At 63.6% G+C, this 26,379-nt stretch carries 21 protein-coding genes and 2 tRNA genes; 7 read left to right on the top strand and 16 right to left on the bottom strand.

The features are described from left to right. Positions 1 to 161: 161 nt before the first annotated feature. From E1N52_RS45275 to rnr, 5 genes are all read right to left on the bottom strand, one after another. Positions 162 to 773 (bottom strand): hypothetical protein, encoded by a 612-nt coding sequence (locus E1N52_RS45275; protein WP_133184234.1) that lies wholly within the window; start codon positions 771 to 773, stop codon positions 162 to 164. A gap of 71 nt (positions 774 to 844) precedes the next feature. Then, positions 845 to 1,438 (bottom strand): hypothetical protein, encoded by a 594-nt coding sequence (locus E1N52_RS18680; protein WP_133184233.1) that lies wholly within the window; start codon positions 1,436 to 1,438, stop codon positions 845 to 847. Positions 1,439 to 2,247: 809 nt separating this feature from the next. Then, positions 2,248 to 2,943, bottom strand: coding sequence for a ribose-5-phosphate isomerase RpiA (gene rpiA, locus E1N52_RS18675; protein WP_133184232.1), 696 nt, complete (start codon positions 2,941 to 2,943; stop codon positions 2,248 to 2,250). 123 nt (positions 2,944 to 3,066) lie between these two features. Continuing rightward, positions 3,067 to 3,810, bottom strand: a complete 744-nt coding sequence (rlmB, locus tag E1N52_RS18670) for a 23S rRNA (guanosine(2251)-2'-O)-methyltransferase RlmB (RefSeq protein ID WP_133184231.1) — start codon at positions 3,808 to 3,810, stop codon at positions 3,067 to 3,069. 217 nt (positions 3,811 to 4,027) lie between these two features. Beyond that, positions 4,028 to 6,490, bottom strand: coding sequence for a ribonuclease R (gene rnr, locus E1N52_RS18665; RefSeq protein ID WP_133184230.1), 2,463 nt, complete (start codon positions 6,488 to 6,490; stop codon positions 4,028 to 4,030). Positions 6,491 to 6,884: 394 nt separating this feature from the next. On the opposite strand from rnr, the gene E1N52_RS18660 reads away from it, so the two are divergent. From E1N52_RS18660 to E1N52_RS18650, 3 genes are all read left to right on the top strand, one after another. Beyond that, positions 6,885 to 6,971: transfer RNA gene (locus tag E1N52_RS18660), tRNA-Leu, on the top strand. 175 nt (positions 6,972 to 7,146) lie between these two features. After that, a tRNA-Leu gene (locus tag E1N52_RS18655) sits at positions 7,147 to 7,233 on the top strand. Positions 7,234 to 7,413: 180 nt separating this feature from the next. Continuing rightward, entirely contained in the window at positions 7,414 to 7,719 is a 306-nt protein-coding gene (locus E1N52_RS18650; RefSeq protein ID WP_133184229.1) for a hypothetical protein, read from the top strand. A gap of 27 nt (positions 7,720 to 7,746) precedes the next feature. Here the strand turns inward: E1N52_RS18650 and oxlT are convergent, their stop codons facing one another. The 8 genes from oxlT to E1N52_RS18610 form a co-directional block, all read right to left on the bottom strand. After that, positions 7,747 to 9,087: an oxalate/formate MFS antiporter gene (gene oxlT, locus E1N52_RS18645; RefSeq protein WP_133184228.1), complete on the bottom strand. Its 1,341-nt coding sequence runs from the start codon at positions 9,085 to 9,087 to the stop codon at positions 7,747 to 7,749. 114 nt (positions 9,088 to 9,201) lie between these two features. After that, entirely contained in the window at positions 9,202 to 10,596 is a 1,395-nt protein-coding gene (locus tag E1N52_RS18640) for an NAD(P)(+) transhydrogenase (Re/Si-specific) subunit beta (RefSeq protein WP_133184227.1), read from the bottom strand. A gap of 9 nt (positions 10,597 to 10,605) precedes the next feature. Then, positions 10,606 to 12,174 (bottom strand): Re/Si-specific NAD(P)(+) transhydrogenase subunit alpha, encoded by a 1,569-nt coding sequence (locus E1N52_RS18635; protein ID WP_133184226.1) that lies wholly within the window; start codon positions 12,172 to 12,174, stop codon positions 10,606 to 10,608. A gap of 200 nt (positions 12,175 to 12,374) precedes the next feature. Continuing rightward, positions 12,375 to 12,632 carry a hypothetical protein gene (locus E1N52_RS18630; RefSeq protein WP_069267849.1) on the bottom strand — a complete coding sequence of 86 codons (258 nt, stop codon included), beginning with the start codon at positions 12,630 to 12,632 and terminating at the stop codon, positions 12,375 to 12,377. Positions 12,633 to 12,650: 18 nt separating this feature from the next. Next, the gene (locus tag E1N52_RS18625; protein ID WP_133184225.1) at positions 12,651 to 13,085 is read right to left on the bottom strand and encodes a PAS domain-containing protein; all 435 of its coding nucleotides are present in this window, start codon (positions 13,083 to 13,085) and stop codon (positions 12,651 to 12,653) included. Positions 13,086 to 13,247: 162 nt separating this feature from the next. Continuing rightward, a complete protein-coding gene (frc, locus tag E1N52_RS18620) occupies positions 13,248 to 14,498 on the bottom strand; it encodes a formyl-CoA transferase (protein WP_133184224.1) in 1,251 nt (416 codons plus the stop codon). A gap of 54 nt (positions 14,499 to 14,552) precedes the next feature. After that, entirely contained in the window at positions 14,553 to 16,301 is a 1,749-nt protein-coding gene (gene oxc / locus E1N52_RS18615; protein ID WP_133184223.1) for an oxalyl-CoA decarboxylase, read from the bottom strand. A gap of 343 nt (positions 16,302 to 16,644) precedes the next feature. Further along, positions 16,645 to 17,364: a GntR family transcriptional regulator gene (locus tag E1N52_RS18610; protein ID WP_133184222.1), complete on the bottom strand. Its 720-nt coding sequence runs from the start codon at positions 17,362 to 17,364 to the stop codon at positions 16,645 to 16,647. 249 nt (positions 17,365 to 17,613) lie between these two features. Here E1N52_RS18610 and E1N52_RS18605 point away from each other — a divergent pair, with 249 nt between their 5' ends. Then, positions 17,614 to 17,976 carry an HAD family hydrolase gene (locus E1N52_RS18605; RefSeq protein ID WP_133184221.1) on the top strand — a complete coding sequence of 121 codons (363 nt, stop codon included), beginning with the start codon at positions 17,614 to 17,616 and terminating at the stop codon, positions 17,974 to 17,976. Positions 17,977 to 18,100: 124 nt separating this feature from the next. Here E1N52_RS18605 and E1N52_RS18600 read toward each other — a convergent pair whose 3' ends face one another. Beyond that, entirely contained in the window at positions 18,101 to 19,816 is a 1,716-nt protein-coding gene (locus tag E1N52_RS18600) for a long-chain fatty acid--CoA ligase (RefSeq protein WP_133184220.1), read from the bottom strand. An 85-nt stretch (positions 19,817 to 19,901) separates the two neighbouring features. Then, on the bottom strand, positions 19,902 to 20,675 hold the full coding sequence (locus E1N52_RS18595; protein ID WP_133184219.1) for an SDR family oxidoreductase: 774 nt from the start codon (positions 20,673 to 20,675) through the stop codon (positions 19,902 to 19,904). 369 nt (positions 20,676 to 21,044) lie between these two features. Between E1N52_RS18595 and E1N52_RS18590 the strand changes: the two genes are divergently transcribed. The 3 genes from E1N52_RS18590 (at position 21,045) to E1N52_RS18580 (ending at position 25,940) form a co-directional block, all read left to right on the top strand. Continuing rightward, positions 21,045 to 22,151 (top strand): porin, encoded by a 1,107-nt coding sequence (locus tag E1N52_RS18590; protein ID WP_133184218.1) that lies wholly within the window; start codon positions 21,045 to 21,047, stop codon positions 22,149 to 22,151. Positions 22,152 to 22,694: 543 nt separating this feature from the next. Beyond that, positions 22,695 to 23,912, top strand: a complete 1,218-nt coding sequence (locus tag E1N52_RS18585) for an MFS transporter (RefSeq protein WP_133184217.1) — start codon at positions 22,695 to 22,697, stop codon at positions 23,910 to 23,912. 216 nt (positions 23,913 to 24,128) lie between these two features. After that, positions 24,129 to 25,940, top strand: coding sequence for an AMP-binding protein (locus E1N52_RS18580; RefSeq protein ID WP_133184216.1), 1,812 nt, complete (start codon positions 24,129 to 24,131; stop codon positions 25,938 to 25,940). Positions 25,941 to 25,977: 37 nt separating this feature from the next. Here the strand turns inward: E1N52_RS18580 and E1N52_RS18575 are convergent, their stop codons facing one another. Then, a complete protein-coding gene (locus tag E1N52_RS18575) occupies positions 25,978 to 26,364 on the bottom strand; it encodes a hypothetical protein (RefSeq protein ID WP_133184215.1) in 387 nt (128 codons plus the stop codon). Between the last annotated feature and the right edge of the window lie 15 nt (positions 26,365 to 26,379).

Genomic DNA, 26,379 nt, shown 5'->3' with positions numbered 1-26,379 from the left:
GCACGCTTTTGCGCGCCTGCCCGCTTTTCCTGCGCCGTCGCGCGACCAGTCAGGTAAGGCTCGAAGGGAACGGGAATGCACAGGATACCGAATCGATCGTATCTTGTGGCGCCAGCTGGAGAGAACAGGAGCGCGCCCTCTTCTCTTCAGCCTTGCGCGATTCAATGAGCCGCGGGCACGAGCGCCTGTGCAAGCGGCAAGGCGGGCAAATTCTCGCGTTCGCGCACGAACGGGTCGGTCGGCTCCTGAAGCTTAGGATCCGGGCTCGTGTCGGCATTACGCAGTTGCACGGGCGCGCCATCGTTCTTCGCGACCTTGCGATTGTCGCCGCAAGGATGATCGGTCAGCGCGGCAGCCTCGCGGAAGTCGTCTTCCTGACACATGATGTTGAACGCAATGTCCTTGCGGTCCATGCGCCATGCCACAGCCGCATTCAGGCGCTTGTTGCAATCCATATCCTTGATGGTGCCCGCCGCCGTCGCGCCCACGCCCACCACCGACACCGCAGCGGAAATGCTGCCCCAGCAGGTCTCCGTCACCGAGGCCGTCAAGGCCGGCGCGTAGACCGTCGGCGTCGTGCGCACATCGTAGCCGCCGTGATACGTGACGTCCGACGTACCGCCGCTCGGCAATACGACGGTATTGGAAACCGTGCTCGTCTGGCTCGACGTGGACGTGGTCCCCGATGTCATCGTCGGCGTGGTTTGCGCCCACGCGGCGCCTGCAAACAGCAACACCCCGGCAACGGCAATTTTTTGTTTCAGCTTGCTCATTCTTCTCTCCGTAACGGAAAGGGGACATCGCCCCCTCTCCGACGCGCTAGTGAACGGCTGACCCGTTCGGATTACCAGTGCATGCCGCCCGTGAGCGAACCCGAACCGCCCGCTGCGACGATGCCGACGCCGCCATCGGCATTGGCCGTGCCGGTGCCGTTCGCCGTCGCGTTCGACGTGAAGCCCGAGCCGCCGTAGCTGCCGCTCGAACCGTTGAACGACGTGTTGATCACCGACGAGTTGAAGTTCTGCGAACCCGACTGCGTGGCGCTCGTGAAGCCGAGCGTCGACGAATTCTGGTTCGTGGTCGTCGTGCCGGTCTGGCCGACGTTGCCGTTAGCCGTCTGGCCGTAGGTCTGCGAGTTGCCGTTTTGCGTCGTGTAGCTCGAGCCGAACGTGAGGCTCGCGTTCGAGAACGACTGGTTGCCTTGCGACACCGTAGCGTCGATATGGCCCGGCACCGTCAGCGCCGACGTGAAGCTGCCGTTGACCGACGAGGTCGAGTTCGACGTCAGTGCCGTAGCGCCAAAGCCGACGCCCGCTGCGCCCACCGCCGACGTGGTGGAGGACGACGGCGCGCCCATACCGCCGGCACCGCCTGCGAATGCGGCAGCCGAAGCGAAAGAGAGCATGGCGGCGAGCGAAATGGCCTGAATCTTCTTCATGATTGTGGTCTTCCTGATAAAGCAGGGGAACGTTGGATGAATGCGCGCGCACTCCCCCTGATAGCGCGGGCGCATTTAACACGACTTCAATTGCAATGCCGATAAAATCGCTGCATTTAAAACACGCGAATATCCCCACGGACCATCCCGATACCGGGAAGACCGTTTAATGGAGTTACCAGATTAGATTCGCGCGCAGAACACCCTTAAGCTTTACGCATTCGCGTAAATCAGGCGATCATGCAGAATTGAAAATCCGGAGAACAGAAAGGAATGCCCCGTAAAATCCTGTGCTTTTGGCGGGCCGAATTGAATAGTAGTCCGACACAAATCGTCCAACACCTGCTGTTGTCATTATTTCCCCGTGCACCACGCAGCGTACGCCAGCAACTCTCTACGCACCGCCTGACCGAAACCCTTGGGCCGCCGCGCATTTTCGCGCGCCGCCCTTCCCCTGCCCGGTCGCTTCGACGTCTCTTTTAGCGAACTGCTTGCATAACGTCGCCGGACGGTGAATTTATATCTCAGACAGTCAGACTATTGCTACGTCATTCGCATTTTTGTGTGCGGTTCTCAACGTAGCGAATTGCGAACGTCTTGATTTCGGAGATTCCCTTTCAAAGATAATTGAAGGGCAAATTGAAGTTTCAGATAGATGCGCGGACAACCAGATCCGGAAAATCGCGTTCTTTTAATGATTAATCGCGACGTTCGGTTCGGCAGGCCACGCAGGCCTGCCGGAAAAAAGAGCGGCAGCGCACAGGCAATCAGGCGCAAGCCTGTTGCACGCGCCGCTCGCGCGAGGCCGCTCAGGCCTTGCGGTAATCGATGCGCTCGACGCCGTTTTCACCGCCGAGCAGGCAGAAGTCCGCGCCGCGTGTGGCGAACAGACCCACCGTCACCACGCCCGGCCATGCGTTGACATGCGCCTCGAGCGTGCGCGGGTCGCTGATGCGCAGGCCCTTCACGTCGAGAATCTCGTTGCCGTTGTCGGTGATAAAGGGCGAGCCGTCTTTTTGCACGCGCAGTACCGGCACGCCGCCGAGCGCCGTCACGCGGCGGCCAATGGCCGTGCGCGCCATCGGCACGACTTCGATGGGCAGCGGGAACTGGCCGAGCACGTCGACGCGCTTGCTCGCATCGGCGATGCAGACGAACACGTCCGACACCGACGCGACGATCTTCTCGCGCGTGAGCGCGCCGCCGCCGCCCTTGATCATGGCGCCGGTGCCGTCGATTTCATCGGCGCCGTCCACGTACACGGGCAGCGATTCGATCTCGTTGAGGTCGAAAATCTTGAAGCCGTGCGCTTCGAGGCGCGCGGTGGTCGCGACCGAGCTCGACACGGCGCCGCGGTAGCGGCTTTTGCTCGCCGCCAGCGCGTCGATGAAACAGTTCGCGGTGGAGCCCGTGCCGACGCCGACTACGGCGCCTTCCGGCACGTTCGAATTGACATAGTCGGCGGCGGCCTGGCCGACCAGTTGCTTGAGTTCGTCTTGAGTCATGGGAGTACAGCCCGAGGAGGAGAAAAACGCGGAATACGCATAGTTTACCGGAGATGCGGGCGCGGGCTGCCCGCATCCCGCAGGACCGCGAAATGCGTGATCCTGCGGGCGGTCAGCAGGCAATCAGCGTGCGACCGAGCGTTGGCGCACCGCTTCGAACAGGCAAACACCCGAAGCGACGGAAACGTTCAGGCTCTCGACCGTGCCCGCCATCGGAATCTGCATGACTTCGTCGCAGGTTTCGCGCGTGAGGCGGCGCATGCCCTCGCCTTCGGCGCCCAGCACGAGCGCGACAGGACCGTCGAGCTTGGTCTGGTAGAGGTTCGCGCTCGCGTCGCCGGCGGTGCCCACCACCCATACGCCCGCGTCCTTGAGTTCGCGCAGCGCACGCGCGAGATTGGTCACGGTGATATAGGGCACGGTGTCCGCCGCGCCGCTCGCCACTTTCGCGGCCGTGGCGTTCAGACCGACGGCGCGGTCGCGCGGGGCGATCACCGCGTGTGCGCCGGCCGCGTCGGCCACGCGCAGGCACGCGCCGAGATTGTGCGGATCAGTCACGCCGTCGAGCACGAGCAGGAGCGGCGAGCCCTGGATGCCGTCGAGCAGCTCAGCGAGGTTCTGCGCGAGCGCCAGATCGTGCACGCGGGCCACCACGCCCTGGTGCCGCTCCGTGTGCGCAAGACCCCAGAGGCGCGTTTCGTCGGCTGCGATCACGCGCGCGCCGGCTTCCTTCGCGGCGTGCAGGAAGTCCTGCATGCGGCGGTCGCGGCGCGTCGGATCGTAGTAGACATCCTCGACCGTGGACGCGTCGTGCCGCAAGCGTGCGGTCACCGCATGAAACCCGTAAAGAACCTTGAGACGTGACATGACTGAGACAACCCCTGATGAACGTTTTGCGGCGCAGACACAGCGCCGCCGGCAACGATAGTCAGCCGGCCGCGTCGTGCGGTCCGGCGTATGCAAGCCGCGCCCATGTGGAAACACCAGACGCGGCTTGCAAGTGAAAAAACCGGGCGCGCGCACAGTGGCGCGGCCCGGATAATGAAACGGCTGCGGAGCACGTTGGCGCTCCGCATGCAGGTGCTCAGCGCTTCTTGCGCGCCGCCTGCTTCTTGGGCGTCGGCTTCACGGCCGAGCGCTTTTTCGCGGTCTTGGCGGCGCCGCGCGCCGCGCGCGCCTCCTTCACTGCGACGCTAGGCGCCGGCGCGGCTTTCTTCTGGCGCGCCATGTCGCCGCCCGGCAACGCGCGCACGCGCGGTCCACCTTCCATGCCGCCCTTGTCAACCGGCATCGGCCGGTTGCCGCCCGGCTTCACAGGCGTATCGCGCACGAGGCGGAAATCGATCTTGCGCGCGTCGAGATCCACGCGACTCACCTGCACGCGCACGCGGTCCGACAGACGATAGCGAATGCCCGTGCGCTCGCCACGCAGTTCGTTCTTGATCTCGTCGTACTGGAAGTAATCCGAGCCCAGTTCCGTCACGTGCACGAGACCTTCGATGAAGAGCGCGTCGAGCTGCACGAAAATGCCGAACGACGTCACGCCGCTCACCATCCCGCCGTACTCCTCGCCGAGCTTGTCGCGCATGAAGTAGCACTTGAGCCAGGCCTCGACGTCGCGCGAGGCTTCGTCGGCGCGGCGCTCGTTCGCCGAGCAGTGCAGACCCAGCTCTTCCCAGATCGCCGTGTTGGCACCCCGGGCGCGCTTGCCGCGCTTTTCCTCGTCCTCGGCCTGCAGCGCGCGGGCGCGCGGCGAGAGCGCGGTATTGAGCTCGACGCCCTCAGGCGCCTGCGGCTGATACTTCTTGCCCTGCAGGATCGCGTAGATCGCGCGGTGCGTGAGCAGGTCGGGATAGCGGCGAATCGGGCTCGTGAAGTGCGCGTACGCCTCGTAGGCAAGACCGAAGTGACCGATATTGTCCGGGCTGTACACAGCTTGCTGCATCGAGCGCAGCAGCATGGTCTGCAGCATCTGCGCGTCGGGCCGGTCGCGGATATGCGCCATCAGCGCGGCGTAGTCGCTCGCGTGCGGCGTGTCGCCGCCGCCGAGCGAAAGGCCCATGCCACGCAGGAAGGTGCGCAGGTTTTCGAGCTTTTCGGCGGTTGGCCCCGCGTGCACGCGGTACAGGCCCGGGTGCTTGTGGCGCTTCATGAAGTCCGCCGCGCATACGTTGGCCGCGAGCATGCACTCTTCGATCAGCTTGTGCGCATCGTTGCGCTGGCGCGGCACGATCTGCTCGATCTTGCCTTGCGCATTGCAGACGATATACGTCTCGGTCGTGTCGAAATCGATTGCGCCACGCTTCTGGCGCGCGGCGAACAGCGACTTGTACACGCCATAGAGATTCTGCAGCTGCGGCAACAGTGCCGCGCGGCGCGTCGCCTCGGGGCCCTTGGTGTTGGTGAGCACCGCCGCGACTTCGGTATACGTGAGCCGCGCCGCCGAGTGCATGACGCCCGGATAGAACTGGTACGCCTTGATCTCGCCGCGCGCGGTGATCACCATGTCGCACACGAGCACACAGCGGTCGACATGCGGATTGAGCGAACAGAGCCCGTTCGAGAGCTTCTCGGGCAGCATCGGAATCACGCGGCGCGGGAAGTACACCGACGTGCTGCGCTCGATGGCGTCCACACCGAGGCCGCCGCCCGGCAGCACGTAATGCGAGACGTCGGCGATGGCGACGATCAGGCGGAAGCCCTCGCCCTTGCCGACCTGCATCGGCTCGCAATACACGGCGTCGTCGAAGTCACGCGCATCTTCGCCGTCGATGGTGACGAGCGGCACGTCGCGCAAGTCCACGCGATAACGAATGTCCGTGGGACGCACGGCGTCGGGCAGCTTCGCGGCTTCGTCGAGCGCGGGCTTGCTGAACTCGTGCGGGACGCCGTACTTGCGCACGGCGATCTCGATCTCCATGCCCGGGTCGTCGATGTCGCCGAGCACTTCCATCACCCGGCCGAGCGGCTGCGAGTGGCGGCTGGGGAAATCGGTGAGTTCGACGACCACGACCTGGCCGACCTTGGCCTTCTTCGGATTCTGCGTGACGAGGATATCGTGGCCGATGCGCTTGTCTTCCGGCGCGACGATCAGCGCGCCGTTCTCGTTGAGCAGGCGCCCGATGACACTGCGGTTCGCACGGTCGGTGACTTCGACGATATGCCCTTCCGGCCGCCCGCGCCGGTCATAGCCGACGATGCGCGCGAGCACGCGGTCGTTGTGCATGACCTTCTGCATTTCGCCTTGCGGCAGGAACAGATCGTCCTGCCCGTCGTCGCGCACGAGGAAGCCGTAGCCGTCGCGATGCCCCTGCACGCGCCCTGCGACGAAATTCGAAGGATGGGCAAGCTGGTAGTGGCCGCGCGGGTCGAGCCGGATCTGCCCGTCGCGCTCCATGGCGGCGAGCCGCCTGAAGAACCCTTCACGCTCCTGGCGCTTGATGGCGAGCGCCTCGGCGATATCGTTCGCGGTGCACGGCGAGTCGCTGGTTCGCAGCACGCCGAGAATCTCTTCGCGGCTGGGAATCGGGTACGGATATTTGCTCAAGGGCTTGTCGATGGTTGTTCTCGTTGCGTGGACGTCGGATTTCGCGCGGCCTGAATGTGCGTGACATTCGAGCTGCGCCCGGTCTTCGAGTGCTGCAATCTGCCGGCCCGTACGTGAATTGCCTGGCCGCTCGCACTGCGTGCGCCACGCTGCACGCAACACCCTGAACCACGTACGTTTCCGGCGGAACTTCTGCGAGGCATTCTAACACCCGCATCGCACCCTACGAGCCGTGGGAGCGGCCTTGCGGCGCGACGAGACGGCTGCTCGACGCGCTCTGCAACGCTTGCGCAACCGCGTTTTCTCGCCCTCCACAAAACGCTTGACAGTCACTCTGATCCCGCTATAATTTCGGTCTTTGCTGCACAACACGTTGTATAGCAAACGACACCTTGCCCAGGTGGCGGAATTGGTAGACGCACCAGGTTCAGGTCCTGGCGGTGGCAACACTGTGGAGGTTCGAGTCCTCTCTTGGGCACCAGATTCAAAAGGCCGGCTTCATGCCGGCCTTTGTCATTTTCGGCGCAGCAACGAGTACATCTGCCCTGCTATCGCGCAAAACGCAGCAGCCGCGTTCCCTGGATGAAGATTTTTTGAAAAGATCTATTGACGGGCACGCGAAATCGCGTCATAATTTCCTTCTAGCTTGAAGACGTGCCCAGGTGGCGGAATTGGTAGACGCACTAGGTTCAGGTCCTAGCGGTGGCAACACTGTGGAGGTTCGAGTCCTCTCCTGGGCACCACGTCTCATCAAGCAGAACTAGCAGCACACAGGATTCATCGAAAAAGCCCGCAAATTTGCGGGCTTTTTTGTTTTGCGGTCTGTATCCGCCCGCTTCGCTTCGTTATGTTTCATGGTATACATTGCCACACGGCACGGCGCGTGCGTGCAAACCCATGACAAGTCGATTGAGGAAGACCGAATGGAATTCGTTGTCGTCGCAGCGGTTGTCGCCGTCAGCTTTGGTGCCGCTGCGACCTGGCTGATCGCAACCCGGCTGCCCGAGCACTGGCTCGACAAGAGCGCGAGCGACGGCCGCTATGCCCATCTCGGGCTCGAAAACGAGCGGGCCGCCGAAACGGACCCGCGTCGTGATCAGGCCCGCATCGATACGCGGCGCGTTCGTCGCTCGCGCGTGCGCGCAAGACTACAGAGCGCGGCGCGGATGATGCGGGCGTTGCGCCCCGCAACCGCCCATAGCGATCACGACCGCACCGCCCGCCCGTAACGCCTCTGGAGCGTGCATCAAGCGCGCTCACTCATGTGAGCCGAGCGGCGAAGGGACGAACGCCGAATCGGCAATCCTCGCCTCCTCTCCCGACTGAAAGATCCAGCGCCGGCGCATGGGCTGCAAGATCACCTTTGCGCTCACCCCCGCCATCATCGCCACGCAGGCGACCATGTCGAACACCATGTTCCAGCCGCCTTGGATCGCCAGCAGCGTGGCGACAGGCACGAGCATCGCCGCGGTCCCCTTCGCGGTATAGAGCGTGCCCGCATTGCCGGCCGCATATTTCGCTCCGAACGTATCGGCGCAGGTTGCGGGAAAGTTCGAAAAGATATCGCCGTAGAACAGGAACACGAGCCCCGAGAACAGCATGAAGAGATACGGGTCGTGGCCGAATGCGCGCAAGCCTAGCAGCGCGAGCCCCTCGCCGAGAAACGTGATGAACATCGTATTCTCGCGGCCGATGCGATCCGAAATGAGTCCGCACAGCGGCCGCGTAAAGCCGTTGCAAAGATTGTTGATCGAGAGCGTCATGGTGAGCAGCGGCAGCGTCGCCGCGACGAGCGTGACCGGCATCGAAGCGAAGCCGTAGCTCTTCGCGATCGGGCCAATCTGCGCCGTGGCGATAATGCCGCCCGCCGCCACGCAGACAAACATCGCATACATCACCCAGAATACGGGCGCGCGAACCATTTGCCTCGTCGTGTAGTCGGTCTTCGTCGCCACGATGCGCTTCATGCCCGCCGCGTAAGCGGGAGGCTTCGGCCGAACCATCACCAGCGCGAGCAACATGATGCAGGCACCCTGCAGGAGTCCGAAGAATACGAATGCGCGCTCATAACCCGACTGCTGGATCATGTTCGAGATCGGGATGACCGTGAGCGCCGCCCCCGCGCCAAAGCCTGCCGCCGTCATGCCGGCGGCGAGACCGCGCCGGTCCGGAAACCATTTGAGCGCGGTGCCGACGCACGTGCCGTACACGCACCCCGCGCCGATACCCGAGATGACTGCCGCGACGTAAAGCACCGGCAGCGCGGGCGCCCACGCGTCGAGCACCCAGCCGAGCGCCACGCAGCACGCTCCGCCCATCACCACGGGGCGCGGGCCGAAGCGGTCTACGAGCCAGCCCTCTACGGGCACGAGCCAGGTTTCCGTCACGATGAAAATCGAAAAGGCGAGCTGGATCGCAGCCTGCCCCCAGTGATGCCGTGCGTCCATCGGCACGACGAAGAGCGTCCACGCGTACTGCAGGTTCGCGACGAGCCCCATGCAGAGAATGCCGGCAACGAGTTGCACCCAGCGGTTGTGCCGCCGGGCCGTGTAGCCGCCATCGATACGATCGGTATATGCCACGTTGTCTGTCTCCATCTGTTGTGATTGCGCGCGGGCTTGTCTTGCATCGCTTCGACGCCGGTGCGTCCGCCGTTTCCCGCGTTACAGCCAGCGCGGCAGACGTGAGCCCGCCGCGCCTTGCTCCAAACGTCAAGCCGCTTCGAGTTGCCGCAGCAGCGCATCGACGCTGCCCTTCGCATCGCCAAACAGCATTCGTGTGTTGTCCTTATAGAAAAGCGGATTGTCCACGCCCGCATAGCCCGTCGCCATGCTGCGCTTGGAGACGACCACGGTGCGCGCCTTCCACACCTCCAGCACCGGCATGCCGGCGATCGGGCTGCCCGCATCCTCCTGCGCACCCGGATTGACGATATCGTTCGCGCCGATCACGAGCACGACGTCGGTGCTCGTGAAGTCTTCGTTGATTTCATCCATTTCAAGCACGATGTCGTAGGGCACCTTCGCTTCCGCGAGCAGCACGTTCATGTGGCCAGGCAAGCGCCCCGCAACGGGGTGAATGCCGAACCGCACGCGAATGCCGAGCGCACGCAGCCGCCGCGTGATCTCGCTGATGGTGCCTTGCGCCTGCGCGACAGCCATGCCATAGCCCGGCACGATCACGACCTCCTGCGCATCGCGCAGCAGCGACCCCACTTCGTCCACGCTGGTCGCCACGACTTCGCCTTGCGGGGACGCGCTTGCCGTAGCACTCACCGCGCCGAAGCCGCCGAGGATCACCGAAACGAAGCTGCGATTCATCGCGCGGCACATGATGTAGCTGAGAATCGCGCCGCTCGATCCAACCAGCGCCCCTGTCGTAACGAGCAGATCGTTATCGAGCATGAAGCCCGTTGCCGCCGCAGCCCAGCCCGAATAGCTGTTGAGCATCGAGACCACCACGGGCATGTCCGCGCCGCCGATCGCCATCACGAGGTGCACGCCGAGCGCCGCCGCCAGCACGCACATCACGATGAGCGCGTAGAGCGCGTCGCCGCCATCAGGAGCACTGACGAAGCGATAGCCGAGCACGATACAGGCCCCCAGCACGACCGCGTTGAGCAGATGCCGCGCGGGCAGCACGAGCGGCTTGCCGCTCACCGTGCCCTGCAGCTTCAGGAACGCGACAATCGAACCGCTGAACGTGACGGTGCCGATAAAGGCGCCGACATAGATCTCGGTGTCGTGAATCGCTCGCTCGACGCCGCTCATTGCGACCTTTGGCGAGAGAAAGTTCGCAAAGGCGATGAGCGTGGCCGCAAGGCCGACGAAGCTGTGCAGCACCGCGACGAGCTGAGGCATCTGCGTCATTTCCACGCGGCGCGCGAGGATTGCGCCAAGGCCGCCGCCCACCAGCGCGGCGATGAGCGCGATCTGCAGGCCCTCACCGCCCGTGACGAGCAGCGTGGCGAGCACAGCGATCACCATGCCGGTCACGCCATACAGGTTGCCGCGCCGCGCACTGGCGGGATGACTCAGCCCGCGCAGGCTGAGGATGAAGAGCGTCGCCGCGCCGAGCCACGCCATGTTGCCGATTCCGTTGAGCATGACGTCTCCTCAGGTCCGTTGGAACATCTTCAACATGCGCTGGGTGACGAGAAAGCCGCCCGCGATGTTGATGGTCGCGACGACCAGGGCAATGCCCGCCAGCACGGTCACGATCGTGCTGGCGTTGCCCGGATGCAGCAACGCGCCGATCACGATGATCCCGCTGATCGCATTCGTCACGCTCATGAGCGGCGTATGCAACGAGGGCGTGACGTTCCAGACCACCTGATAGCCGACGAACACGGCCAGCACGAACACGGTGAAGTGCGCGACGAACGCCGGCGGCGCGACCGCGCCGAGCGCGAGCAGCAGCAACGCGGCAACGACGAGCACCGCGAGCGACCAGACGCCGTTGCGGCGAGCCGCTTGCGCGGTTTCCTCTTTCGCGTTGGCGTTCGCGACGGCAACGGGCTTCGCCGGTGCAGCCGCTCGCGGCGTTGCCGAGACCTGCACGGGCGGCGGCGGCCAGCAGACCTGGCCGCGCTGCATGACGGTGGTGCCGCGCTGCACGACGTCGTCCATGTCGAGCTTCAACTCGCCGTCTTTCGCGGGCGTGAGATCGGTCAACAGATGGCGGACGTTGGTCGCGTAGAGCTGGCTCGACTGGTTCGCCATGCGGCTCGGCAGATCCGTGTAACCAATGACGGTCACGCCGTTCGCATTCGCGACTTCACCCGGGCGTGTGAGTTCGCAGTTGCCGCCCTGCTCGGCCGCCATGTCGACGATCACGCTACCGGCTCGCATGCACGCCACCGTCTTCGCGTCGATGAGGCGCGGTGCCGGTTTGCCAGGAATGAGCGCCGTCGTGATGATGATGTCGACCTCGCGCGCCTGGGCCTCGAAAAGTGCCATCTCCGCTTCGATGAACTTCGCGCTCATCTGTTTGGCGTACCCGCCCGTGCCGCCCCCCTCCTCCTCGATGTCGATGCTCAAGAACTCCGCGCCCATGCTTTCGACCTGCTGGCCGACTTCGGGGCGCGTATCGAATGCGCGCACGATGGCGCCAAGACCGCGCGCGGCGCCGATCGCCGCGAGCCCGGCCACGCCCGCGCCGATCACGAGCACTTTGGCGGGCGGCATCTTGCCGGCCGCCGTGATCTGCCCCGTGAAAACGCGGCCAAAATGCTGGGCCGCCTCGACGACCGCGCGATAGCCGGCCATGTTCGCCATCGAACTCAATGCGTCGAGCTTCTGCGCGCGCGAGATGCGCGGTACGCAGTCCATCGCGAGCACCGTGACCTCGCGCGCCGCGAGTTGTTCGAGCAGCGCGGCGTTTTGCGCGGGCCAGATGAAACCGATTAGCGTCGCGCCGGGCTTGAGACGCTGCACTTCTTCGCTCGAAGGCGGACGCACCTTGATGACGATATCCGCGCCGCTCAAGAGCGCCTGCGCATCGTCCACGACGCGCGCGCCTGCCGCACGGTAAGCGTCGTCCGGGTAGGAGGCACTGGCGCCGGCCGTCGTTCCGACCTCGACGGCATAGCCCAGTTTGATTAGTTGTGCCACACTTTCTGGCGTCGCCGCAACGCGTCGTTCGCCTTCGTGTATCTCACGGGGGACCGCAATCGTCATCGCCATGATGCGCCTCCCTGCTGCACAAAAGTGCGCGCTGCGGCGAGAACAAACGGAATCGGCGGCGCGCCAATGCATCTGGCGCGCCGAAAGCGTAGCCACGACTTCATGAAACGTCTCCTGTGTCGGCCGGAGTTGGCGCTTTCGCGCCTTAGTCCGGCCCCATGTTGGAATTCTGTGTGCCGCGGCTCGATGAGGGCTGTGCCCTATGACGTGCCCAGGCTGGGCGAATTGCCGCTCTTGAGAAAAGCGAGCGCCGCCTGCCGTGCACCGGCAATCGCAGCCGCCTCGCTTTCGAATACGGTTTCATCGACCACCCATTGACGGGGCAATACGGCGGCCGCCGGTTCGTCGGCAGCGGGCTCGACCGCGTGGATCGCGGCGAACGCGGCCCAGCCGCCGTTGTGAATCATTTGCCGGGCCGAGAGTTCGACCTCGAAATGTCCGAGTCTTTCGGTGTGCATCGAAGTGCTCCCGAGGTTTCAGGATTGCTGTGCCTGTGCTTCGAGTTCGGTGATGCGTTTCTTGAGCGCGCGCTCCTCCTGGAAGCGCACCGTCTCGTCGCGAATCACGGCGACGATGCCGTCGAGTTCGCCCTGCGGCGAGTGCAGCAGCGCCACGGTGAAGGCAATGGAAAGTGCCTTACCCGCCTTGTCCACGGCCGGCACGCGCAGCACGTCGTTGCCATAGCGCGTCTGGCCGGTCGCCATCGTCTTGTGATAGCCCTCCCAGTGGCGGCCGCGCAGCCGCTCGGGAATGATCAGATCGAGCGTCTTGCCGAGCGCTTCTTCTTGGGTATAGCCAAACATGCGCGTGGCCGCCGGATTCCAGAATGTGATGTCGCCGGCTGCGTCCGAGATGACGATGGCGTCCCCGATGGCGTTTGCGAGCTGCTCGAAATCGATGGCGGATTGCATGGCGATGACTATGTGGGGGGATGTCGTTTATCGTCGCCGCGCGGCACGCATTGCACATGCCGCGCGGCGTCCTGCCTGCCAGTCTGGTATTGCGGTGCTGCGCGGGCGCGGCGTTGGCCGCGCCCGCTTCCTGCATTCAGCTCGTGGAACTCGATGCGGAACTCAAACCGCGCGCACCTCGTGCAGCGCCGCGATCTGTTGCGCCGTGTAGCCGAGGTCGGCCAGCACCTGGTCGGTGTGCTCGCCGAGCAGCGGCGAACCCGTGATCTCCGGCTGCAGGTCCGAGAACTTGATCGGGCTGCCCACCGTGAGGTACGAGCCGCGCTCCTTGTGCGGCACTTCGACGATAGTACCGCTAGCGCGCAGCGACGGGTCATTAGCAATTTCCTTCATGCTGAGCACCGGTGCGCACGGAATATCGAACTTGCGCAGGATGTCGACCGCTTCGAACTTGGTCTTGTCGGCGAGCCACGCTTCGATCGTTGCGAAGATGTCGAAGATATGCGGCTGACGCGCCTGCGCAGTAGCGTAGTTCGGGTCGTCGATCCATTCGGGTTTGCCCAGAGCACGGCAGATCGGCTCCCACGCGTGGCCCTGCACCGTGAAGTAGATGTACGCATTCGGGTCCGTTTCCCAGCCCTTGCACTTCAGAACCCAGCCCGGCTGGCCGCCACCGCCTGCGTTGCCACCGCGCGGCACCACGTCGCTGAACGTGCCGTGCGGGTACTGCGGGTATTCCTCGAGGAAGCCCACGCGGTCGAGACGCTGCTGGTCGCGCAGTTTCACACGGCACAAGTTGACCACGCTGTCCTGCATCGACACGGCCACCTTCTGGCCCTTGCCCGTCTTGTCCCGGCCGATCAGCGCCGTGAGAATGCCGATGGCGAGGTGCATGCCCGTATTGCTGTCGCCGAGCGCAGCGGCGCTCACCGTGGGCGGGCCGTCCCAGAAGCCCGTGGTCGAAGCCGCGCCACCCGCGCACTGTGCGACGTTCTCATAGACCTTGAGGTCGTCGTAGTGATGGCCTTCGCTGAAACCCTTCACCGAAGCAACGATCATCTTCGGGTTGAGTTCCTTGATGCGCTCCCACGTGAAGCCCATGCGGTCCAGCGCACCGGGGCCGAAGTTTTCGACCATCACGTCCGATTCGCGAATCAGCTTTTCCAGCACTTCCTTGCCTTCGGGCTTCTTCGTGTCGAGCGTGAGCGAGCGCTTGTTGCTGTTGAGCATGGTGAAGTACAGCGCATCGACTTCGGGAATGTCGCGCAGTTGCGAGCGCGTCACGTCGCCGGCGCCGGGGCGCTCCACCTTGATCACGTCCGCACCGAACCACGCGAGCATCTGCGTGCAGGCGGGACCGGCCTGTACGTGCGTGAAGTCGATGATCTTGATACCGTCGAGGGGTTTGCTCATTTCTCGTATCTCCTGGTCTACCTGATCGATCTGATCTACCTGATTTATGGGGGCTTATTTCTTCATGGCCGCGCTTTGCGGATTCAGATTCGTGAGCCGGCCGCTTTCGGTCCCGGCCGATTCGTCGATGACTGCGTTGATCAACGTGGGCTTGCCCGACGCGATCGCTTCGAGCAGCGCGCTCGTCAGTTCTTCTGGCGTCGTCGCCTGATGGCCGATGCCGCCGAAGGCCTCGATCATCTTGTCGTAGCGCGCGTTCTTCACGAACACCGTCGGCGCGACGTCACAGCCCCCGCTCGGGTTGACGTCCGTGCCGCGATACACGCCGTTGTTGTTGAACACGATGGTGCAGACCGGCAGGTTGTAGCGGCAGATCGTTTCGAGTTCCATTCCCGAGAAGCCGAACGCGCTGTCACCTTCGATCGCCACGACCTGCGTGCCGCTCGTCACCGCTGCGCCGATCGCGAAGCCCATGCCGATGCCCATGATCCCCCACGTGCCCGAGTCGAAACGCTTGCGCGGCTGGTACATGTCGATGATGCTGCGCGCGTAGTCGAGCGTGTTCGCGCCTTCGTTGACCACGTTGATGTCGGGGCGTGTCTTGAGCACGTCGCGGATGGCGCGCAGCGCGCTGTGGAAGTTCATCGGCGACGGGTTCTTCGCGAGCGTCGCGGCCATCTTTTCGAGGTTCTTGTTCTTGCGATCGGCCACGGCGTCGAGCCACTCTGCCGGTGGCTTCGGGAAGTCATTGCCGAGGGCTGCAACGAGCGCTTCCACGCATGAACCGATGTCGCCGATCACCGGTGCTTCGATGGCGACGTTGCTGTCGATTTCCGTCGGGGCGATGTCGACCTGTACGAACTTCTTCGGTCCGGCGGCCGCGCCCCAGGTCTTGCCCTTGCCATGCGAGAGCAGCCAGTTCAGGCGCGCACCGATCAGCACCACGGCGTCCGACTCGGCCAGCACGAACGAGCGCGCGGCCGATGCCGACTGCTCGTGCGTGTCGGGCAAGAGACCCTTGGCCATCGACATCGGCAGATACGGAATACCGCTCTTCTCGACCAGTTCGCGGATTTGCGCATCGGCCTGCGCGTAGGCCGCGCCCTTGCCGAGCAGGATCAGCGGACGCTTCGCATTCCTGAGCACGTCGATAGCGCGCTGCACCGCATCCGGTGCGGGAATCTGGCGCGGCGCCGCGTCGACGACCTTGATGAGCGACTGCTGAGCCTTCACCGCGTCGATGGTCTGTGCAAGCAGCTTGGCCGGCAAGTCGAGATACACGCCACCGGGGCGGCCGGAGACGGCCGCGCGAATCGCACGTGCCACGCCGACGCCGATGTCCTCGGCGTGCAGCACGCGATACGCCGCCTTGGCATAAGGCTTCGCGGCGTTGAGCTGGTCCATCTCTTCGTAGTCGCCCTGCTGCAAGTCGACGATCTCGCGCTCGCTCGAACCGCTGATGAGGATCATCGGGAAGCAGTTCGTGGTCGCGTTCGCCAGTGCCGTGAGGCCGTTGAGGAAGCCCGGCGCGGAAACGGTCAGGCAGATGCCCGGCTTCTTCGTCATGTAGCCCGCCACGGCCGCGGCGTTGCCGGCGTTCTGCTCATGCCGGAAGCCGATGAAGCGCATGCCCTCGGCCTGCGCGAGACGGGCGAGATCGGTAATCGGAATACCGACGAGACCGAAGATCGTGTCGATATCGTTGAGTTTCAGCGCGTCGATGACGAGATGAAAGCCATCGGTCGTTTGCTGCGCTTCCGGCACAGGGTTCTGCTGTGCCTCGTTGATGCCTGCTTCTGCCATGACGTCTCCTCTTTGGCGGGGCGTTGTGCGATTCGTGATATACAATATTCCACACACAATATTAGTCAAGACGTTTTTTTACCCATGCCGCGTTTGCTGCACTGCATCGCGCCGCGCTGCACCGCCGTTGTCTCATGCGATCGCTCACAAAGCGGCAAACTTTGGTGCAGCACACCATGGGCAAGTACCTACAATCGGCCCAAACGCCCCAACGAATTTGTTACGGACTCCATACTTATCTTTCAACATCGCGGCGCTTATTCAGACGATCCGCGCATCGATGCTGCTTACTCATGCGTCGAGCCGATATGAACCAGCGGATCGACGCGGCGCGCTCAGCGCTTCAGTCCAGGAAATCGCAGTTGGCTTCCACGAACAGCGCGAGTTCGATCGAGTGCTGCCGTACGAGCAGCTCGACGCGCTCGGTGTCGCGCGCCTCGAGCGCTTCGATAATGCGCATGTGCTCCACGATCGAGCGCGACGCGCGATCGCTCTGCGCGATCGTCATGCGCCGGATCGCGCGCACATGCATGAAGATGTTCTTGATGGTGTCGACGATGATGGGCGACTTCGAAAGCTCCACCAGCGACTGGTGAAACATGATGTTCGCTTCCGAGTACTCCTCTATATGGTCCGAGGGCGTCGAATCGCCGAAGGTCGCGAACATGCGCCGCAGGCCCGCGATGTCATCGTCCGAGGCGCGCTGCGTGGCGAGGCGCGCGGCGATGCTTTCGAGCGCGGCCCACATATAGATCATCTCGACGATTTCCTTGCGCGTCTTGCGCAAGATGTAAACACCGCGTCGCGGCACCGTACGCAGAAAACCTTCCTGTTCCAGCAGCGTCATTGCTTCGCGAACAGGCGTTCGGCTCACGCCGAGCTTCTCGGTCAATTCCTTCTCGTCTAGCCGGATCTCGTCTCGCGACCGGTAGATGTCGGTTTCGGCAATGGCCTGCTTGAGCTTCGCGTAAGCCTGATCGCGCAGCGAAGCGGTTGCGTTGATCGGCTCCAGCGTCAAGGTAACCGGGGGCATCCCGGTGACGAATTCTCTTTCGGCGGACATCGGTCGTTTGTCTCCAACGTTCTGTTTAGCCGGCGCTGCTGGGGAATTTCATATTTCCAATACAATATATCAGCAACGCGCTCGTGGCTAAGCGGGGTTTACGCGTACCGGGTGCATGTCTCACACGATTTGGTGGTCTACCCGCAATCCATTCATCTTTACTTATATTTTTCGAAAAAAACTTTAACTATCGTTTATTCATTGGCGCTTCTACTCTTGCTTCACGCCACTCGACATGAGGAGACAGCCATGAGCCACCTGGACACCCGCCACGATCATCAACTGGAATCGCAGCTGTGCGCATTCAATACGGCATTTGCCGAACTGGGTCTGCGTTTTCGCTGGGATGCGCGCACGCTCTACTCGCTCGCATCGATCGCCGGCGAACATGAACGCGTCGCTGCCTATATCGAGACGAATCACCCGCATCTGCTGAAGGCGTACAGCATGGAGTTCCTGTGCGAGGCGATCCTTGCCCGCAAGAACGCACAGGCGCCGGGCGAATGGCCGATGACCACGCCCGCTCAACGCGGTTCACAGGAATGGGGGATGGCAGCCGCCATGGAGCAGGATTGGCGCGAAGGCGGTTTACCCGCACTTGCAGGCGCCTGAGGCGTTCGCACGACAGTGCGGCCCAATAAAGACGCAACCCGTCTGGATTGGCGCGCACTAGCGCGCTATCCAGACGGGTTCGATATTGAAGGAAAACGAAGGAGTACTGTGTAAGCCTGCGCGCTCAGGCGTTGCCGCGCGCCTCGGCCTCTTCTTCCTGGAGCTTGCGCCACAGAATTTTGCCGCTGCCCGACTTCGGCAGCGCGTCGACGAACTGCACGATGCGCGGCGCCTTGTACGCGGCCATGTTGTCGTGCGCCCACGCGATGATGTCGTCTTCGTTCACACTGCCGACCTGTTTCGGATCGAGCACGACCACGGCCTTCACAGTCTCGCCGCGACGCGCGTCCTGAGTACCGATGATGCACACCTCGTTGATCGCCGGATGCCGGTACATCAGCGCTTCGACCTCGGCGGGCCAGACCTTGTAGCCCGACGCGTTGATCATGCGCTTGAGGCGATCGGTCATGAAGTAGTAGCCTTCTTCGTCGCGCCTCACGAGGTCGCCCGTCCGCAGGAAACGCTTGCCGTCGCGTTCGATGAACGCTTCGCTCGTTGCCTTGGGGTTGCGCCAGTAGCCCTGCATCACTTGCGGCGCATGCATGATCAGCTCGCCCGATTCGCCGGGCGTCACCTCCTCCAGTGTGATCGGATCGATCACACGCGAGTCGACGTCGAATACCGGAATGCCGAGACACTGTGGCTTGGGACGCTGCGGCGGATTGATATGCGTGCCCGCCATGGTTTCCGACATGCCGTAGCCCTCGACGAAGTCGAGCCCGGTGAGATCCTTGAGTTTCTTCACCACCGCGTCGGGCATCGTCGCGCCGCCGCCGCGCATCCAGGCGAGGCTCGACAGGTCGTACTCGTGAATGCGCGGGTTCGAGATGAAGTCCACCACCATCGTCGAAATCGCCTGCCAGCCGTTGATGCGGTAATGCTCGATCGCACGCGCCGCGGCGTCGCGATCCCAGCGCGGCAGCAGCACCACCGTCGAGCCGTTGTAGATCGGGCTGTTCATGCCGCCCTGCATGCCGGTTACGTGAAAAAGCGGCAGCACGGAAAGTTGTACGGCATCCTGATTACTTCCGAACCAGTTGCAGCCGCCCACGGCCGTCGCCATCACACTGCGATGCGTGTGCATGCAGCCTTTGGGCTTACCCGTCGTGCCCGAGGTGTACGGCATCACGCAGAGGTCGTCGGGGCCGGCGGTTAGCGCACCGGGTACGCGGCGCGCCTCGAGCACGTCGATCCAGTGCGCAACGCCCGGGCCGCTCACTGAGCGCGGCGCGCTCACGAACTCGGGCGGCGGCGCAAACGGCTCGCACTTCAGATAATCGCTATACGTCGCGACGAGCAGATGCTGCAGGCCCTCGCCTTCCTGCACGAGCGGCGCAATACGCGGGTAGAGGTCCTGCGCGACGAAGGCCGTGGTTGCGCCGCTGTCTTCCACGTAGTGCGCGAGTTCCTCGGTGAGGTTCATCGGATTGACCGGCACGACCACGGCGTTGGCGCGCAGGATGCCGTAGTAAGCGATGACCCACTGCGGGCTGTTCTGCATGTAGAGCAGCACGCGGTCGCCGGCCTTCACGCCACATTCCTGCTGCAGATAGCCGGCTACGCGCTCGGCCTCGTCCTTGAACTGCGCGAACGTGACGGGCGTGTCGTAAAAGACGATGAACGGCTTGTCGGGATAGCGTGCCGCCGAGACCTCTGCGTTATAGAAGAGGTTCGTTTGCGGAATGCTCAGATGCGGGGAAAGATGCGAGGGCCAATGCGGCGAGGCCGGCTGCGGCGATGACGGCGAATGGGCGGAAAGCGTCGGGGCGGACGTGGACATGGCAGGCTCCGTCGGGCAAGACTTGTGAAGAACGCAGGCACCAGCCGCTCGCTGAGGGCTGGCTGGCGCCGCGTACCGTGCGTAATCAGACGATGCTCGCGCCGCCATCCACGGCGAGATACTGGCCCGTCATATGCCGCGAGGCCTGACTCGCGAGAAACACCACGGCGCCCTTGAGATCGTCGTCGTCGCCGAGACGCTGCAGCGGCGTATGGTCGATCACCACCTGCCCCAGCTTGTCGAGCAGGCCCGCCGACATCTTCGAGGGAAAGAAGCCCGGGCAGATCGCATTCACGTTGATGTTGTACTTGCCCCATTCGGCAGCCAGCGCACGCGTGAAGTTGATGGCCGCCGCCTTCGAGGTGTTGTACGCGATGGTCTGCATGGGCCCGAGCGACCCCTTCAGGCCGGCAATGGAAGCCACGTTGATGATCTTGCCGCGCTGGCGCGGGATCATGCTGCGCTTGCCCACTTCGCGCGCGAGGAAGAACGGCGCGGTCACGTTCAGGTTCATGACCTTGTGCCACGCCTCGTCAGGATAGTCCTCCGCGGGGGCGCCCCATGTGGCGCCCGCATTGTTCACGAGAATGTCGATCTGACCGCCGGCCGCGAGCGTCTCGTCCACGAGCGGCTTCACGGCCTCGGCGCGCTGCAGGTCGCTCACGATCGTGGTCGCCTTGATGCCGAGCGCCTGCAAATGTGCCGCCGCCTCGGCCAGCTCGTCGGCCTTGCGCGCCGTGATCACCACGTGGCAGCCCATCTCACCGAGCGCCTGCGCCATCTGCAGACCCAGCCCGCGCGAGCCGCCGGTGATGAGTGCGACCTGACCGCCCAGCTCGAACATTTCCCTGACCCGCATGCTTTCGTCTCCTTGATGTCTGTCGACCGGCCGTCGTTCCGTATTACGGAACGCGATGAGATGCCAACGATTCTAGCGAGGTCCGTCACGCAGGCAAATAGGGAAAAGCACGACCGTTCATTAAACGGCATTTGTGCTTTTGCCGCCGGGCGTATGCGGGCTGGGTAGCCTGAAAAAGAATCACGCGAGGAGTTAATTGCGCGCGCAACCGTTGCAATCGCGCGACAGCAAGCGTTTTCACCCCTTCACCGAGCGTCTATCATCGGCCCCCCCGACCGGCATCCACCGGCTCGGCATAGAAAAATTCGGGCCCCGGCACCCCGGCGGCCCGACGCACTGATAACACGCAGCAGAAGAAAGGATTCCACCGTGAGACACACCCAGATCGCATCCGCCGTCGGCGGCCTCGCCCTTGCATTGGTTTGCCAGCACAGCTTCGCGCAAAGCTCGGTCACGCTGTACGGCATCGTCGACACCAGCATCCGCTACCTCACGAACGCCAACTCGCACAACGACAACGAGCTGCAGATGACGCAAGGTCCGATCACCGGCAGCCGCTGGGGCCTGAAGGGCTCCGAGGATCTGGGCGGCGGCCTCTCGGCCGTCTTCCGCCTCGAGAACGGGTTCAACCTCTGGAACGGCCAACTGGCCAGCTCGAATACGCTGTTCAACCGGATGGCGTACGTGGGGCTGTCGAGCAACAAGTACGGCACGGTCACGATGGGCCGTCAGAACACGCCCCTGTTCGATCAACTGGGTAACACCTTCGACCCGCTGACCGTAGGCAACTTCGACCAGGACGGCTGGCTGCCGGGCGCACTCGGTTACGGTCTGCGTGAGAACAACTCGGTCAAGTACGACGGCAAGTTCGGCGGCCTCGAAGTCGAAGGCATGTACAGCTTCGGCGGCGTGGCGGGCAGCGTCGGCGCGAGCAACATGTACGGCTTCACGGCCACCTACGCAGCCGGTCCGGTCTCGCTGCTCGCGGGCTACCAGCAAAATAGCGACGCACACAACAACAAGTACCGCGTGGCCAACCTCGGCGCAGTCTATGCGCTCGGTCCGGTCCACCTGTACGGCGGCTGGCTGTGGGGGCAGGACAATACGGGCGTGGTTGACCAGTACATGGCAGCCGCGAACTCGCCCGCGGCGATCAACTTCGTGACGCCCGTGACGAAAACCAACCGTATCGACAACGGTCTCTATGCCGGCGCGACGTGGCAGGTTAGCTCGCCGCTGCTGCTGACCGCAGCGTACTACTACGACCACGCAAAGAACGGCCTGAATGAAGATGGCGCGACGCTCAGCACCGGCGTGCGCTACTCGGCAGTCCTGCTGGCCGAGTACTCGCTGTCCAAGCGCACCGAAGTGTATGGCACGGTCGACTTCATGCGCGGCACCGGCTCGGCAACGGCCGATTTCCCGGGCCGCAACAACCAGACCGGCGTCGCTGTCGGCTTCCGCAACATCTTCTAATAGCGGATTGCATCGCCGGGTCTGATGACCGGCACAGCGGCGGCGCAGCGCTTCGAGCGCGGCGCCGCCGTTTTTCTTTGCGCCGCGACGACAGCGCCCGTCCACGCGATATCTCAGATGTGTCCGATTTGACGAGCACGGCGGTCGGCTTGCCCACACGATTGTCAACGCGTGAATTCTCAAAGCAAACGAGCGGACATATGCCCGCTCGTTTGCATTCGTTCGCGCACGTCGACTAACTCATGCGCCATTGAGTGACCTTCATTTTAATTACATTTAAATTACGAATAAAACAAAAAGCTTTCGCCTATAGCTTAATTCCCCAGGGATTACTACGGGTTCCAGTCGTGATGCATGCAAATGTTTAATGCCGGGCGTACACTGCTGGCGCGTGGCCCATTGCGGGGGGGCCGCTCGAAGTCACACAACCAAGCCACACAAGGCAATGCCGACACATGCATGCGATCGCGCGGGGCACACAAGCGCCCAATGCGATTGACAGGAGACATGGCATTGACCCAGTTTCACAGGAGAACAATCAACATGAGCTGGACGCGTGAACAGAAGAACGTCACGATCGCGGCGTACCTGGGATGGACGCTCGATGCATTCGATTTCTTTCTGATGGTTTTCGTTCTGAAAGACATCGCCACCGAATTCAACACCAAAATCCCGGCAGTGGCTTTTGCCATTACGCTGACACTCGCCATGCGCCCGCTCGGCGCGCTGATATTCGGCCGACTCGCCGACAAATACGGCCGCCGACCCACGCTGATGGTCAACATCGCGTGCTACTCGATACTCGAACTGCTCACGGGCTTCTCGCCCAACCTCGCAACCTTCATCGTCCTGCGTGCGCTCTTCGGCGTGGCGATGGGCGGCGAATGGGGCGTGGGCTCCGCGCTCACGATGGAAACCATTCCGCCCAAGTCGCGCGGCATCGTTTCCGGGCTGCTGCAGGCGGGCTATCCGAGCGGCTTCCTGCTCGCCTCGATCGTGTTCGGCGTGCTGTATCAGTACATCGGCTGGCGCGGCATGTTCTTCGTCGGCGTGCTGCCCGCGCTGCTCGTGGTCTATGTGCGTATGCACGTGCCTGAGTCGCCGGCCTTCAAGGAGATGGAAAAGCGTCCGCGTCCGAGCCTGCTCACCACGCTCAAGCACAACTGGAAGCTTTCCCTGTACGCCATCGTGCTGATGACGGCGTTCAACTTCTTTTCGCACGGCACGCAGGATCTCTATCCGACCTTCCTGCGCGAACAGCATCACTTCGACCCGCACACGGTTTCGATCATCACCATCGTGCTTAATATCGGCGCGATCGTGGGTGGCCTCTTCTTCGGTCGGGTTTCAGAAAGTATCGGCCGTCGCAAGGCAATCTTCATCGCCGCGCTGATCGCGCTGCCCGTGCTGCCGCTGTGGGCATTCTCGCAAGGGCCGGTGCTGCTCGCGCTCGGCGCGTTCCTCATGCAGATTTCGGTGCAGGGCGCCTGGGGCGTGATCCCGGTTCACCTCAACGAGATTTCGCCTGACGAAGTGCGTGCGACTTTCCCGGGCCTCGTTTATCAGCTCGGTAACCTGTTCGCTTCGGTGAACGCCACGCTGCAGGCGTCGCTTGCCGAAACGCACAACCAGGACTACTCGATGGCCATGGCGATCGTCGCCGGCACGGTCGCCATCGTGATCGCTGTGCTGATCCCGTTCAGCCGCGAACGTCGAGGCATCGACATGACGCAGACCGCGAAAGAGGTGTCGGGCGTCTGACGTGCCGCACGCGGCGGCCCCGTAACGCCGCGCCGCAGCAACACAATAAAAGGCCGTGCCGGGTTCGCCCGCACGGCCTTTTTGCTGGTTTTGACGATGGTCGAGCGCCCGCGCCCGTACACCGGGTAAGACCTCCTGGCTCCACGGCGCGCGGCGTTGCATGATGAAAGCGCACACGCGTTTGCAATCGGTTGCCCTACCGTCCGGAGACCCACTATGAGCGAAACGCCCCAGCCTGATCCGGCGAGTCCCGTGGCAGCTTCCGCACCTCAGGCGGTTCCACCTGAGGCGGCCCCACCTCAGGCAGCCCCACCGAACACCGACGGCATCTGGTACGCCTCGTACCCTCCCGGCGTGCCGCACGAAATCGAAGCCAGCCAGTACGCGTCGCTTACCCATTTCTTCGACGACTGCACGGCGCGCTTTGGCGAGCGCGTCGCCTACGTGAGCGCCGGCTCACCCATGACCTACGCCGCACTCGCCCGCAAGGCCACGGCGTTCGCGTCCTGGCTGCAAGGCGCGGGCGTGCAGCCAGGCGAGCGCGTCGCGATCATGCTGCCCAACACTCTGCAGTATCCGGTTGCCCTCTTCGGCACGCTCAAGGCCGGTGCCGTGGTCGTCAACGTCAACCCGCTCTATACCGTGCGCGAGCTTGCGCATCAGTTGCAGGACAGCGGCGCACAGACCATCGTCGTATTCGAGAATTTCGCGGCCACGCTCGAAGCGGCGCTGCCCGGCACGCAGGTGCAACGCATCGTCGTGACGGCGCTCGGCGATTTGCTGGGCGAAGGACTGAACCTCAAGGGCCGCTTCATCAACCTCATGCTGCGCCACGTGAAGAAGATGGTGCCGCCCTACCACCTCCCGCAGGCGGTGCGCCTTCTCGATGCACTCGCACAAGGCGCGCGCGCCCCGCACGCGCCGGTCGCGACCCACGCTGATGATCTCGCGTTCCTCCAGTACACGGGCGGCACCACGGGTGTCGCGAAGGGCGCGATGCTCACTCACGGCAATGTGCTCGCGAACGTGCATCAAGCGAAAGCCTGGGTCGGCAACCAGCTCGACGGCCGGGCCGAGACGGTGCTCACGCCCTTGCCGCTCTATCACATCTATTCGCTCACCATCAATGCGCTGATCTTCCTTGCGCTCGGCGGACGCAACATCCTGATCGCCAATCCGCGCGACATCAAACGTGTGATGAAGGTGCTGCAACACGAGACGTTCAGTTGCATGAGCGCGGTCAACACGCTCTATAGCGCGTTGCTCGATAACGCGGCGTTTCGCCAGCGTGACTTCTCGGGCCTCAAGCTCGCGATGGCGGGCGGCATGGCCATGCAGAAGGCCATCGCCGACCGGTTCCGGGCCGTAACGGGCAAGCCCATCGTGGAAGGCTACGGCCTCACCGAATGCTCGCCGATCGTTTCGATGAATCCGGTCGATCTCGCGCGCGCGGACGCGGGCCAGGCGCATCCGGAAGGCTCGATCGGGCTGCCCGCGCCTTCCACGCAGGTGCGCTTTCGCAAGGACGACGGCACGTGGGCCGGCATCGGCGAAGCCGGCGAACTCTGTGTCAAGGGCCCGCAAGTGATGAAGGGCTACTGGAGGCGCCCGGACGAAACGGCAAAGGTGTTTGCCGATGGATGGCTCACGACCGGCGACATCGGCGTGATGGATGCGCGCGGGTATATCCGCCTCGTCGATCGCAAGAAGGACATGATTCTCGTGTCGGGATTCAACGTGTATCCGAACGAGATCGAGGACGTGGTGGCGATGCACCCCGGCGTGCGCGAGGTGGCGGCGATCGGCGTGCCCGATCCGGTGCAGGGCGAGCGCGTGAAGGTATTCATCGTGAAGCGCGATCCCGCGCTCACGGAAGCCGCGCTGATCCAGTTCTGCCGCCAGCAGCTCACGGGCTACAAGGTGCCGCGCATCGTGGAGTTCCGTGAGTCGCTGCCGCAATCGACCATCGGCAAGATCCTGCGCCGCCAGCTGCGCGACGAAGAAATCGCAAAAGCGGCGAAGAAGTGACAGACGTGAGATGTCGATGCGATATTGCTAAGGTTGCCTAAGCGAAGTCGTGCAGCGTCACCCCGCGCGCGCTGGCGAGCCGCGTGAGCACGAAACGGTCCGAGGGACGCAACGCGCCAATCAAGGCCGCGCCGGGCTCGAGACGCCGCGCGATCCGCGCGTGCCACAGGGTGCCGATGTCGTTATCGGGCATGTCGGCATCACCATCACCGAGCGCCCACGCAACGCATCCCGCGCTCGCTGCTGCACGCGCGAGCACGCGGCCCTGTGCGAGCGCCGGGTCGTAAACCGCGGCGCCGCGCGCCTTCAACGCTGCACTCGCATGAGGCGCCCGTTCGCCAAACGCAATGCCGGGCGCATGCGCCTGCCATGCCACGCCTAGCACCACGGCACCGGCATCCCAGAGAAAAGCCCGCCTGTCCATCGAGTCCTCCGTACG

The organism is Paraburkholderia guartelaensis, assembly GCF_004353905.1.
In the GTDB taxonomy this organism is placed as follows: domain Bacteria; phylum Pseudomonadota; class Gammaproteobacteria; order Burkholderiales; family Burkholderiaceae; genus Paraburkholderia; species Paraburkholderia guartelaensis.
Note: the sequence above shows the minus strand (reverse complement) of the source record. Positions and strands in the feature narration are given on the sequence as shown.